The following is a 12781-nucleotide window of genomic DNA, read 5'->3' on the forward strand; positions in this document are numbered from 1 at the left end:
CCGGATATCTCACCCGGGATCCGCCATGAACTGCCATCCTTTGTGGCGGCGCGCCGCAGTGCCTGTTGACGCCGACTCGCGTTGAACCATGCGGAGTGGGGGCTACGCGGCTTCCACTACTGGCGAGGAGGGGTTCCCTTGTTGGAGGTCGGCATGGAGAACAGCGTCTCCGGTGCGGCGGGCGGCGTGTCCCCGGCATCACTGACGACGGCACGGCACCGGCCCACCCAGGAGGGCAGTGCGCTGCCGGGCCCCGCCGAGTCCTGCGACGACGAATGCTGCGACCTGGTCACGGTCCCGGCCAGACAGGGACTCGAAGCGGTCGACATCCTGCGCCGCGGCGCGGGCGACACCATCGGGCCCGTGCTGCACGACGGGGGCTGCGACACCCTCGGCTTCCTGGTGCCGCCCGGCACCGCCGACGGCTGGGACCTGCCGGGCAGTGCCTGTACGCAGACGTTCGGGCGCGGCATGAGTGTGTACGCGGACCCGGATCCGGGACCCGTCGTGCCCGAGCCGCCCGTCGCGGGCACCGGCTGGCTGCTGCCGCCAGGCGAGGCCGACCCGATCACCGACCCGGCCGTCCTGCGGGCCGCGCTCGGCCAGGCCGCCCGCACGATCGAGGCCGCGGACAACTGCCGCTGATCGGTCCCTCGCACCGCCGCCGGGCCGCTTCGTCACCGGGCGTCGATAATGGTCCGATGGCAAGGAACAAGCGGACCCGGGAAGCGCGGGAAGCCGTCGTCGAAAAGGTGGACGGCGGACTCGCCGAGCTCATGCCGGACCGGGACAGGCCGCGCGCCTGGACGCTGCTCGTGGACGGCGCCCCGCAGTCCCACGTCGACCTCGACGACCCCGCGCACCTCGCCTTCGAGTACCAGCGCAGGATCGGCCACATCGCCGACCTGGTCGCCCCGCCCGGCAAGCCGATCCACGCCCTGCACCTTGGCGGCGGCGCCTTCACCCTCGCCCGCTACATAGCCGCGACCCGCCCCCGCTCCACCCAGCAGATCGTCGAACGCGACGCGGCGCTCATCCAACTCGTCCGCCGCGAACTGCCGTTGGACCCGGGTGCCCGGGTCAGGGTGCGCGCCGTCGACGCCCGCGAAGGGCTCGCGAAGATCGCGGACGGCTGGGCCGACCTCGTCATCGCCGACGTCTTCAGCGGGGCCCGTACGCCAGGGCACCTCACCAGTACGGAATTCCTCACCGACGTACGCAGGGTCATCAAGCCCGGCGGGTACTACGCCGCCAACCTCGCCGACGGGCCGCCCCTCGCGCATCTGCGCGGCCAGCTCGCCACTGCCGCCGCGCTCTTCCCCGAACTCGCGCTCGTCGCCGACCCCACCGTCCTGCGCGGCAAGCGGTTCGGCAACGCGGTGCTCCTCGGCTCCGACCACGCACTGCCCATCGCCGAACTGACCCGGCGCAGCGCGGGCGACCCGCACCCCGGCAGGGTCGAACACGGGCGCGGGCTGCGGGACTTCAGCGGGGGCGCGGCCGCCGTCACCGACGCGAACGCGGTCGCGTCGCCCGCGCCGCCGCCCTCGGTCTTCAGGTGACGGAACCCCCACCAGCGATTCGGCGCTTCAGGAGTTCAGCACTTCAGGGCCTCAGTACTTATTGATGTCGACCCGCGGCGCGGTGTCGTGCCAGGTGCAGAAGACCGAGACCTTGGCCGCGCCCGCCGTGAACTCCACACGAATCCATTTGTCCTGCTTCCACGTCTGCACCGACCAGCCCGCCGCAGGGGTGGCCGAGACCAGCGTCGCCGAGTCGTCGCCGATGTCGAACACGACCCGGCCGCCCGGAGTGTTGTAGCCCTTCACCGCGCCCGTGCCGGACCGCGTGGGCGGCGGCGCCTTCGGGGGGCTCGTCCCGCTCTCGGAGGGTTTGGTGGTGCCCGGGGGCTTCGTCGGTTCCGGGGACTTCGAGGGCTTGCCCGTAGGGGAGGACTCGGGGCGGTGCGTCGAGGAGGAGATCGGCTCGGTGCCGCCGTCCGCGCCGCCGTCGTCGCCCGCGAGCGGCAGGGCGCGCGGCGGGTCGTACACGGTGCCGGACATCACCGTGTGGACGCCCCACCAGGACAGCGTGACCGCCGCGCCGGTGGCGAGCGACCAGGCGATTCCGTGTATGAGTCCTCTGCGCATCGCGGGCCATACTGCACCACGAGCCGCACGTGTGTCCCGTGGGGGAGCGCACTCCCAGGGGCGACCGGGTTCCCTCGTATGGCGTACGGTGCCGCCCATGGCAAGTGTGCTCGTCGTCGAGGATGACCAGTTCGTACGCTCCGCGCTCATCCGGCACCTGACCGAGGCGACGCACACCGTGCGCAGCGTCGGCACGGCCCTGGAGGCGCTGCGCGAGGTCGCCCATTTCCGCTTCGACGTGGTGATCCTGGACCTCGGCCTGCCCGACCTCGACGGGTCGGAGGCGCTGAAGATGCTGCGCGGCATCACGGACGTACCCGTGATCATCGCCACCGCGCGGGACGACGAGGCGGAGATCGTCCGGCTCCTGAACGACGGCGCCGACGACTACCTGATCAAGCCCTTCTCCGTCGAGCACCTGTCCGCGCGGATGGCCGCCGTGCTGCGCCGCGCGCGCGTCCCCGCGGGCGACGTGCCGCCCAGCGACGTGCTCAGGGTCGGCGGGCTCGCGATCGACCCGCTGCGGCGCCAGGCCGAGCTGGACGGGGCGCGGCTCGACCTGACCCGGCGCGAGTTCGACCTGCTCGCCTTCCTCGCCGGACGGCCGGGCGTCGTCGTCCCCCGCAAGGAGCTGCTCGCCGAGGTGTGGCAGCAGAGTTACGGGGACGACCAGACCATCGACGTACATCTGTCGTGGCTGCGGCGGAAGTTGGGCGAGACGGCCGCGCGGCCCCGCTATCTGCACACCCTGCGCGGGGTCGGCGTGAAGCTGGAGCCACCGCTGTCGGGGCAACCCCTGTGAGGTGGGCACTCGTCAAGGTGTGCCTGGCCGTCACGACGATGGTCGTGGTGGCCTTCGCGGTGCCGCTCGGCCTCGTCATCAAGGAGATGGCACGGGACCGCGCCATCTCGAACGCGGAGCGGCACGGCGCCGGCATGGGCCCCACGCTCTCCATCACCACCGACCGCGGGGAGCTCACCCGGGCCGTCGCCACGTCCGAGGCGGGCGGTGACGGGCGGATGGCCGTGTACGTGCCCGCCATCGACGACAGGGCCGCCTTCGAGGTCGGCGACCCGCGGGCCGGGGCGCGCGCCGTGGAGGCCACCCGCAAGGAGGGCCGGGCCAGGACCGCCGGGGTGCCCGGCGGGTTCGTGGTGCTCCAGCCCACCGCGCTCAGCTCGGGCACGGCCGTCGTGGAGATCTTCGTGCCCGAGGCGGAGGTCAGCAACGGCGTGACCACGGCGTGGGTGGTGCTCGCGGGCGTCGGCATCGCGCTCGTCATCGGCTCGGTGGCGGTCGCGGACCGCCTGGGCGTACGCATGGTCCAGCCCGCCAAACGCCTGGTGGGCGCCGCGCACGACCTCGGCGAGGGGAAGCTGGGGGCGCGGGTGCCCGAGGAGGGGCCGACCGAACTGCGCCTGGCGGCGGTGGCGTTCAACTCGATGGCGGACCAGGTCGTCCAACTGCTGGCGAACGAAAGGGAGTTGGCGGCGGATCTCTCCCACCGCCTGCGTACGCCACTCACCGTCCTGCGGCTGAACGCGGCGTCCCTCGGCGACGGGCCCGTGGCCGAGCAGACCCGTACGGCCGTCGAGACGCTGGAGCGCGAGGTCGACACGATCATCCGCACCGCGCGCGACGCCAAGCCGCAGACCGCGACGGTCGGCCCCGGAGCGGGCTGCGACGCCGCTGAGGTGATCAGGGAGCGGATGGCCTTCTGGTCGGCGCTCGCCGAGGACGAGGGGCGCGAGGTGCGCGTCGCGGGCGTCGACAGGCCGGTACGGATACCGGTGGCGCGGGCCGAACTGGCCGCCGCGCTCGACGCGTTGCTCGGCAACGTCTTCCGGCACACCGGTGAGGGCACGGCCTTCTCGGTGGACGTGCACAGCGGCGAGGACGCGGTGATCGTCCTCGTCTCCGACGCGGGGGCGGGCATCGCCGACCCCGAGACGGCGGTGGCCCGCGGGGCGGGTTCGGGCGAGGCCGGGTCGACGGGCCTAGGCCTCGACATCGTGCGGCGCCTCGCGGAGTCGACGGGCGGGGACGTGCGGATCGGGAGCTCTGTGCTTGGTGGGGCGGAGGTGCGGATCTGGATTCAGCGGGATGGGGGGACTGCGGTGGGGCGTAGGGGGCACAGGGGCGCCGCCGTACGCCGCCGGAGGCGCACGTCTGCGCCGGGCTGAGCGTTCTTGGCTCCCGCCGCGCGGCTCTTCGCCTGCGGGCGCGCGCTGGCCGCTCGCGCAGTTCCCCGCGCCCCTAGCGGGGCCCACCTGCGCCGTTCCCCACGCCCCTGACGGGCTCACCTGTGCCGCTCTTCGCCTGCGGGCGCGTCGTGGTTGCTCGCGCAGTTCCCCGCGCCCCTGACGGGGCCCACCTGCGTCGTTCCCCGCGCCCCTGACGGGCTCACCTGTGCCGCTCTTCGCCTGCGGGCGCGTCGTGGTTGCTCGCGCAGTTCCCCGCGCCCCTAGCGGGGCCCACCTGCGCCGCTCCCCGCGCCCCTGACGGGTGGCCTGTGCCTTTGGCGGGGCGCTCAGGGTGGGGTGGTTAGGGGCGCGGGGAACTGCGCGAGCAACCACGACGGTCCGCGGGTGAGTGACGGCGGGTGGCTGGTTGAGGGGCGCGGGGAACTGCGCGAGGAGCCGCCACGCACCCGCAGGGAACCCGCACCTTTAATCCGCCCCGATCCCTCCCTTAAGCGAACCCTAAGATCCCCAACCCGGGCCAGGCTTACCCCATTTGTCGCCCAGCACGCGGCTAGCGTGCACACACCCCCACCCGCACAGCCAAAGGCAGGCGCACCCCATGACCCGCACCCACCGCCGCACGCTCCCCACCCATTCCAAGGTCATCGGAGGGCTCCTCGCCGCCTCCCTCGTCGGCGGCGGAGCCTTCCTCCTCTCCGGTACCGCCCTCGCGACCAAGGCCCCGGCCAAGAAGAGCCCCACCAAGACCGCCGAAACCGCCAAGGCCCCCGCCAGGTTCGCCCCCTTCGTGGACACCTCCCTCGCCCCCGCCTACGACCTCGTCGACACCGCGGCGAAGACCGGCGTCAAGGAGTTCAACCTCGCCTTCATCACCTCGGGCGGCGGCTGCGAGCCCCTCTGGGGCGGTGTCACCGCGCTCGGCGACGACAAGGTGGCCGCGCAGATCGGCGACCTGCGCGCCAAGGGCGGCGACGTCCGCGTCTCCTTCGGCGGTGCCGCGGGCTCCGAGCTGGGGCTGAAGTGCGACAGCGCGGGCTCGCTCGCCAAGGCGTACGGCAAGGTCGTCGACGCGTACAAGCTGACCAAGGTCGACTTCGACATCGAGGGCGCCGCCCTGCCGGACACCGCGGCCAACACCCGACGCGCCCAGGCGATGGCCCAGCTGCAGAAGCAACACCCCGGCCTGGACGTCTCGTTCACGCTTCCGGTGATGCCCGAGGGGCTCACTCGGCCCGGCGTCGACCTGCTCGCCAACGCCAAGAAGAACGGCGTGAAGATCTCCGCCGTCAACATCATGGCGATGGACTACGGGCCCTCCTACAGCGGCGACATGGGCGCGTACGCGACCCAGGCCGCGACCGCCACGCAGAAGCAGCTCAAGACCGCGCTCGGCCTCTCCGACAAGGCCGCCTGGAAGGCCGTCGCCGTCACGCCGATGATCGGTGTCAACGACGTCGCGACCGAGGTCTTCAAGACCGAGGACGCCGCCGAGCTCGTGAAGTTCGCCGAGTCCAAGGGCATGGGCTGGCTGTCGATGTGGTCCTCGACCCGCGACAAGGCCTGCCCCGGCGGCGCCACCAACTCCGCGCAGCCGACGTGCAGTTCGATCGAACAGCAGCCCCTGGCGTTCACCAAGGCGTTCGCCGCGTACAAGTAGCCACCCCCGCGGATGCCCCGGCCGGTTCCCCCCACTCGGCCGGGGCATCACCCTGTCGAGGTCAGGACGTGGCGGCCCGCCACTCCTGCGCGTAGTCGTTGAAGATGCCCCGCAGATGGTGCCCGATCTTCAGGTAGTCGAGGTCGTCGAGGTTGGCGAGCGAGACCCGCACCGACCACTGCGGGCCGTCGAAGCCGCCGCCGTTGAGCAGCACCACGTGGGTCTGTTCGGCGAGGCGGAACAGCGGGTCCACCGGCTCGTAGTTCTTCTCCAGGAAGTCGGCGAAGTCCTTGCCGTGGACGCGTTCCGCCTCCGCGAGCAGGTCGAGTTCGATGTAGTACGCGGCCCGCTTCGGATCGTCGGAGATCTTCATCTGGGCGCCTTCGAGGAGCAGGCCGAGTCGCTGCTGCACGATCGCGCGGATGCGTTCCTTGTACGCCTGGCCCTCCTCCAGCATGTCGAAGAGCGAGAAGAGCGTCATCATCACCTGCTGGGGGAGCGAGAGGCCCGCCGTGTGGTTGAGCGCGACCTGACGCGAGTCGGCGACCAGGCGATCGATGAACCTGATCTTCTCGGGTTCCAGCGAGAGCGTCCCGTACCGCTTGTTGAGCTTGTCCTTCTCGGCGTCCGGCAGCTCCGCGATCATCTTGTCGATGACGTTGTCGTCGTGCAGGCCGATGACGCCGAGCCGCCAGCCCGTACAGCCGTAGTGCTTGGAGTACGAGTACACCAGCAGCGTGTTGCGGGGCAGGTCGGCGGCGATCGAGCGGAAGCCCTCCACGAACGTGCCGTACACGTCGTCGGTGACGAGCAGCAGGTTCGGGTTCTCGTTGGCGACAATGTCCTTGATCTGGTCCGCGACGCGCTGACTGAGCGCCAGCGAAGGCGGGTTGGACGGGTTGACGATGCAGACCAGCTTCACCGCGGGGTCCGCGAGCTTGGCGACCTCCTCCTCGGGGTAGCGCCACTCGCGCACGCCGGTCTCGGTGAACAGGCTCGCCTCGACGTTCACGACGTCGAACTCGTAGGTGTCGAGCTCGGGGATCTCGATGTACGGCGTGAACACCGGCACCATCAGGGCGATCTTGTCGCCCTTCTTCAGGATGCCGTTCTTCATCAGCGAGTCGAAGATGTAGCACATCGCCGCCGTGCCGCCCTCGGTCGCGAACAGCGAGAGATTGTCCCGCGGCGGCTTCTTGGCGAACATCTCGTCGGCGAGGTAACCGCGCACGATCCGCTCGGTGTGCGTCAACATCCGGTCGGGTACGGGGTAGTTGTCGCCGATGGAGCTGTCGGTCAGTTCGTGGACGAACTCGTCACGGTCGAAGCCGAAGCGCTCGACGGCGTACGCGACGCACTTCTCCAGGAGTTCGATGCCGGGCAGGTCGGGGTGGCGGCGCACGAAGGTGTCGAAGCGCTCCGCGGAGCCCGCCTTCTCCGGCATGCCGCCGAGGTCGTCCGCGGTCCACACCCGGCGCGACTCGGAGAGGGCGAAGTAGCCGAGCGCGTAGAAGGCCTCGCGGGGGCCCGTCGCGGTCCAGTTCGGGTTGCCGCGGCCCGCGTTGAGCATCTGCGCGCTCGACTTCTCCTTCTGCCCCGGCTTGTCCTCCTGTACCGCCTGCGCGATCTGGATGAACTTGTCCTTCAGCTCGAAGGGGCTCAGCTGGGCGAAGGACTGGATTTCCTCGCGGGTGAACGTGGTCTTCGGCACGGTGCTTCCTTCTTACGTACGGACGGACGGTGTGGACGTCAGTGGTGGAGGAGGACGATGACGGCGCCCCAGATCGTCAGGAGGACGTTGGCCACGGCGTACGGAATCGTGTAACCGAGCGTCGGCACCTGGGACTTGGACTCTTCGTTGATGGCGCCGATCGCCGCCGTGGTGGTCTGGCCGCCCGCCAGGACGCCCATCAGGATCGGGAAGCGGATCTTCTGGATGTAGTGGCCGACGGCGAAGCCGACGAGCAGCGGGATCACGGTGGCGACGGCCCCGAAGACGAGGAGCCCCCAACCGGCCGTCGAGAGGCCTCTGGTGAAGCTCGGCCCCGCGTTGATGCCGACGACCGCGACGAACAGGCAGAGCCCGAGCGTGTCCATGAACCACTGGGCGCCCGGCGGGACGTTGCCGTACGTCGGGTACTTGCCGCGGATCCAGCCGAAGACGAGGCCCATGATGAGCGCGCCGCCCGAGGTGGAGAGCGAGATCGGCACGCCGCCCGCGGTCAGCGCGGGGATGCCGATGCAGCCGCCGAGGAAGATGCCGAGGCCCACCCAGACCATGTCGGTGGCGAACGACGTCGGCACGGGCTTGCCGATCTCGGCGCCCGCCGGGTCCACCAGGCGCTTGGGCCCGGTCAGGACCAGGGTGTCGCCGCGCTCCACCTTGGTGGCGAGCCGGTAGGGGAACTCGGATCCGGCGCGGTACACCTTGTCCACGTAGACCCCGACCATGAACGGCTCGGCGCGCAACTCGCCGATGGTCTTGCCGAGTTGGGCCTTCTCGGAGGCGACGACGTGCAGGCTCTCGGTCTGATAGCCGAGCAGTTCGACGTCGTCGGCCTCGCCGCCGATGTGGGTGCGCGCGTCATAGGTGACGAGGTCGCCGCGGATCGCGCTCATCGCCACCACGTCACCCTCGCGCAGCGTCGTCTGCTGGTCGTGCGGCAGGACCGTGCCCGCGCGCCGCACGCCGGTGATGTAGAGGCGGCGGCCCAGCTCTCGCTGCTGGTTCTCAAAGTCGTCGATGGTGCGGCCCACGATGTCGGGCCGCTCCACCTTGTAGGCGCGCAGGACGACCTCGTAGTAGCCCTCGCTCAGGTCGGGGTTGTCGGCCGGGGCGTCCAACTCCTTGGCGAGCGCGAGGGATTCGGCGGCCAGGTCCCTGCGGTAGAGCCGGGGCAGGACGTTCGCGAGGAGCATCGCGCACAGGATCGTGCCGAGCGGATAGCAGACGGCGTACCCGATGGCGACGAGGTTCTCCTGCTCCTTGACCTGGCCCGACGAGAGGCCCGGCAGATTGCCGATGGCGTCCTGGGCGACGCCGATCACGGCGGACTGGGTGAGCGCGCCGCCGAGCAGCCCCGCCGAGAGCCCTGGTCCGTAGCCGAGCATGGCCGCGAAGCCCCAGCAGACGAGCAGGCCCGTCACACAGACCACGACGGCGTTGACGACCTGCGGCAGCCCGTCCTTGCGCAGCCCGCGGAAGAACTGCGGGCCGACCTTGTAGCCGAGGGCGAACAGGAACATCGTGAAGAAGAGGTTCTTCACGGTTCCGTCGATCGTCACCTTGAACTGCGCGCCGAGCAGCAGGCCCATCACGAGACAGCCGGTGACGGCGCCGAACGCGATGGCCTTGTAGCGGACCTTGCCGACGAGGAAGCCGAGCGCCACCGTGATGAAGACGAGCAGCTCGGGATGGGGCTGGAAGATGTTCCGGTTGAGGAAGTCGATCATTGCTCACGCTCCCAGTACGCCGACGAGGATCGGCCCTGTCAGGGGCAGCAGGAAGTTCGAGAGCGCGTACGTGATCGTGTAGCCGAACATCGGTACGGAGCTCTGGGCCACCTGGGTGACCGAGGTGATCGCGGGCGTCGAGCACTGCTGGCCCGCGATGGCGCCGATCAGCAGCGGCTTCTCGATCTTCAGCAGCTTGTGGCCGATGACCAGGGAGAGCGTCGCGGGTACGAGGACCATGGCGATCCCCGCGAAGGGCAGCAGCGCCCCGTACTCCTTGAGCAGGGGCCAGGCCTGCGGCCCCGACACCAGGCCCGTACAGGCGATGAAGACCGCCAGGCCCATGTCCTTGATGGTCCCCGCGGCCTGCGGCGGGAAGGCGCCGAAGGTCTGCTTGCGGGAGCGGAACCAGCCGAAGAGAAGGCCGGAGATCAGACAGCCGCCGCCGGTGCCGAGCGACAGCGGGACGTCGCCGAACTTCACGACGACCTGCCCGAGCAGCGAGCCCGCCGCGATGCCGAGCCCCAGGTAGATGAAGTCGGTGGCGTCGTTCTTGACGACCGCGCCGATCTTCGCGACCAGCTTGTTCAGCCCTGAGCGCGCGCCGACCAGGGTGAGCACGTCGCCGCGGTGCAGCGCGGTGTCGGCGGTGGCGGGCAGGTGCTGGTCGCCGCGGAGTACGTCGGTGACGTACACGCCGTCCTTGATGAACTCGGGGTGCGCCTGCTGGAGCTGGTCGACGGTCCTGCCCTCGGTCGCCTTGTCGGTCACGGCCACCTGGCTGGTCGCCAGCGGGGTGTCGACGCCGGGGATGCCGGGGGTCTCGGGGCCGATGAGGCGGCCCGCCTCGATGACGTTGGCGCGCCGCCCGACCAGCAGGACCAGGTCGGAGAGGGTCAGTTCGAGGCCGGGCGCGGGGGTGAGGAGCTTGCTGCCGCGCTTGACGGCCTCCACGGTGATCCGTCCTTCGAGCTCGCTCTCCAGGGCGCCGACGGTCCTGCCGTCGCCCGCCGTCACCAGATAGGTGCGGCCGACCATGCCGGGCAGCGCCTGGCGCTCGTCGGATTCAAGGCCGCCGCCCCCGCGCATCTTCTCCCACAGCTCGCGCGAGGCGTCCCTGAGGTTGATGCGCAGCATCATCGGCATGATCTGGCTGGTGTAGATCACGATGGTGATCAGGCCGAAGAGGTAGCAGACGGTGTACGCGGTGGCGACGTGGCCCTGGTACTCGGTGATCTGCGCCTGGGTGAGGTCGCTCAGCTTGCCGATGGACTCGGTGGCCGTGCCGACCACGGCGGACTCGGTGGCGGCCCCTGCCAGGATGCCGGACGCGGTGCCCACGTCCAGGTCGAACGCCTTGGCCAAGCCGAACGCGATGGCCAGGACGCAGACCAGTTCGATTCCGCAGAGCGCGAAGAAGCGCAGGCTCTTGCGGTTGAGGTTGGCGAAGAACTGCGGCCCCGCCATGTAGCCGAGGGCGAAGATGAAGAGCGCGAAGAAGATCGTTTTGACGTCGTCGGAGACGGTGACCTTGGTCCAGGCGCCGAGCAGCAGCGAGACGATCAGCGTGCCGCAGATGCCGCCCAGGGTGATGGGCCCGACGCGCAGCTTGCCCACCAGGTAGCCGAGGGCGAGACAGAGGAAGAGCACCAGCTCGGGATGGTCTCGGAGGACTCCCACGGGCACTCACCGTGCCCGTTCTGTGGCGGAATGTATGGGATATGGCATATCCGCAAACTAGGGAGCCGAGTGGGTCCGTGCCACTCGGCTCCGTCCGCCACCGCGCCGTGGGACTCAGTCCGTCGCGGGTTCCCCTGGCAGCTCCCCGGAGGCGGCGACCTTCGCGTACCAGTGGGCACTGGACTTCGGGGTCCTGACCTGCGTCGCGTAGTCGACGTGGACCGCACCGAAGCGCTTGCTGTAGCCGTACGCCCATTCGAAGTTGTCCAGGAGCGACCAGAGGTAGTAGCCGCGCACGTCGGCGCCCGCCACGATCGCCTCGTGCACGGCGGCGAGGTGCCCGTGCAGATAGCGGATGCGCTCGGGGTCGTGGACCTGGCCGCCCGTGCCGGGCCGGTCGTCGTAGGCCGCGCCGTTTTCCGTCACGTAGAGCGGAACCCCGGGGGCCTGAGCGGTGTACTCAAGGAGAAGGTCCTTCAGACCGGTCGGGTCCACCGGCCAGTCCATGGCGGTGAGCTCACCGGGCGCGCGGTGGAAGGAGACGTGGTCGTCGGCGCCCGGCCAGGGGGAGTGCGCGCTGGCTCCGTGCCCGTCCGGGCGCGGAGCGCTGGATCCGTCGGCCTCGGAGGCTTGGGTGTCCTCGGCGGCCGACACGACAGCGGGGGAGTAGTAGTTGATGCCGAGGAAGTCGAGCGGCTGGCGGGCGATGCGCAGATCGCCGTCCTGGACGAAGGCCCAGTCCGTGATGCGCGCGGTGTCCGCGAGCAGATCGTCGTCGTACACGCCGCGCAGCATCGGCCCGGTGAAGACGCGGTTGGCCAGCGCGTCGATCCGGCGCCGCGCGTCCTGGTCGGCGGCGGACGCGGTCAGGGGGCGTACGGCGCTCGGGTTGAGACTGACCCCGATCCGCGCCCGCGCGGGCAGCCGCTCGCGCAGCGCCTGGACGCCGAGGCCGTGCGCGAGGTTGAGGTGGTGAGCCGCGCGCAGGGCGGCCACCGGATCGGCGCGGCCCGGGGCGTGCACCCCCGAGCCGTAGCCGAGGAAGGCGCTGCACCAGGGCTCGTTGAGCGTCGACCACATCTCCACGCGGTCCCCGAGCGCGTCGGCGACGATCCCCGCGTACTCCCCGAAGCGGTACGCGGTGTCCCGCTCGGGCCACCCGCCGCCCGCCGAAGAACCGCTGGGGAAGGCGTCCTCCAACTCCTGCGGCAGGTCCCAGTGGTAGAGGGTGACCATCGGCCGGATGCCGTGCGCGAGCAGCTCGTCCACGAGCGCCCGGTAGAAGTCGAGCCCGCGCTGCACGGCGGGCCCGCGCCCGGTGGGCTGCACCCGCGACCAGGAGACCGAGAAGCGGTAGGCGGAAAGACCCAGGTCCGCCATGAGCCGCACGTCATCGCGCCACCGGTGGTAGTGGTCGACGGCGACGTCCCCCGTGTCCCCGCCGAGCACCTTGCCCGGCGTATGGCTGAACGTGTCCCAGATGGAGGGGGTCCGGCCGTCCTCCCGCACGGCCCCCTCGATCTGGTACGCGGCGGTCGCCGAGCCCCACAGAAAGCCCGCGGGAAAGGTCGAGTGCACGGTGGACGAAGACATAGGAGCGCTCCCATGAGTCGTACGGAAAGGGGGAGTTGACGGA

The 12781-nt window shown here is 70.6% G+C and carries 10 protein-coding genes; 5 read left to right on the plus strand and 5 right to left on the minus strand.

From position 1 onward, the window contains the following. Positions 1 to 153 precede the first annotated feature (153 nt). The gene (locus CP970_RS27645; RefSeq protein ID WP_224058752.1) at positions 154 to 645 is read left to right on the plus strand and encodes a hypothetical protein; all 492 of its coding nucleotides are present in this window, start codon (positions 154 to 156) and stop codon (positions 643 to 645) included. A 56-nt stretch (positions 646 to 701) separates the two neighbouring features. Then, positions 702 to 1562, plus strand: coding sequence for a spermidine synthase (locus CP970_RS27650; protein ID WP_055550784.1), 861 nt, complete (start codon positions 702 to 704; stop codon positions 1560 to 1562). Between the two features lie 51 nt (positions 1563 to 1613). On the opposite strand, the gene CP970_RS27655 is transcribed toward CP970_RS27650, so the two are convergent. Then, the gene (locus tag CP970_RS27655) at positions 1614 to 2150 is read right to left on the minus strand and encodes a hypothetical protein (RefSeq protein ID WP_055550786.1); all 537 of its coding nucleotides are present in this window, start codon (positions 2148 to 2150) and stop codon (positions 1614 to 1616) included. Between the two features lie 97 nt (positions 2151 to 2247). On the opposite strand from CP970_RS27655, the gene CP970_RS27660 reads away from it, so the two are divergent. From CP970_RS27660 to CP970_RS27670, 3 genes are all read left to right on the plus strand, one after another. Continuing rightward, positions 2248 to 2952, plus strand: a complete 705-nt coding sequence (locus CP970_RS27660; RefSeq protein ID WP_055550788.1) for a response regulator transcription factor — start codon at positions 2248 to 2250, stop codon at positions 2950 to 2952. Continuing rightward, on the plus strand, positions 2949 to 4334 hold the full coding sequence (locus CP970_RS27665; RefSeq protein WP_150494061.1) for a sensor histidine kinase: 1386 nt from the start codon (positions 2949 to 2951) through the stop codon (positions 4332 to 4334). The genes CP970_RS27660 and CP970_RS27665 overlap by 4 nt, the downstream gene beginning before the upstream one ends. 619 nt (positions 4335 to 4953) lie before the next feature. After that, positions 4954 to 6012 (plus strand): chitinase, encoded by a 1059-nt coding sequence (locus tag CP970_RS27670; RefSeq protein WP_107099030.1) that lies wholly within the window; start codon positions 4954 to 4956, stop codon positions 6010 to 6012. A gap of 61 nt (positions 6013 to 6073) precedes the next feature. On the opposite strand, the gene CP970_RS27675 is transcribed toward CP970_RS27670, so the two are convergent. The 4 genes from CP970_RS27675 to CP970_RS27690 all read right to left on the minus strand — a co-directional run bounded on the left by CP970_RS27675 (position 6074) and on the right by CP970_RS27690 (position 12738). Beyond that, positions 6074 to 7723 carry a bifunctional aspartate transaminase/aspartate 4-decarboxylase gene (locus CP970_RS27675; RefSeq protein ID WP_055551824.1) on the minus strand — a complete coding sequence of 550 codons (1650 nt, stop codon included), beginning with the start codon at positions 7721 to 7723 and terminating at the stop codon, positions 6074 to 6076. A 38-nt stretch (positions 7724 to 7761) separates the two neighbouring features. Next, positions 7762 to 9465 (minus strand): aspartate-alanine antiporter, encoded by a 1704-nt coding sequence (gene aspT, locus CP970_RS27680; RefSeq protein ID WP_055551826.1) that lies wholly within the window; start codon positions 9463 to 9465, stop codon positions 7762 to 7764. 3 nt (positions 9466 to 9468) lie between these two features. After that, a complete protein-coding gene (aspT, locus tag CP970_RS27685; protein ID WP_055551828.1) occupies positions 9469 to 11145 on the minus strand; it encodes an aspartate-alanine antiporter in 1677 nt (558 codons plus the stop codon). A gap of 114 nt (positions 11146 to 11259) precedes the next feature. Beyond that, positions 11260 to 12738, minus strand: coding sequence for a glycoside hydrolase family 1 protein (locus tag CP970_RS27690; protein ID WP_055551830.1), 1479 nt, complete (start codon positions 12736 to 12738; stop codon positions 11260 to 11262). Between the last annotated feature and the right edge of the window lie 43 nt (positions 12739 to 12781).

It is taken from the genome of Streptomyces kanamyceticus (assembly GCF_008704495.1).
GTDB classification, from domain to species: Bacteria; Actinomycetota; Actinomycetes; order Streptomycetales; family Streptomycetaceae; genus Streptomyces; species Streptomyces kanamyceticus.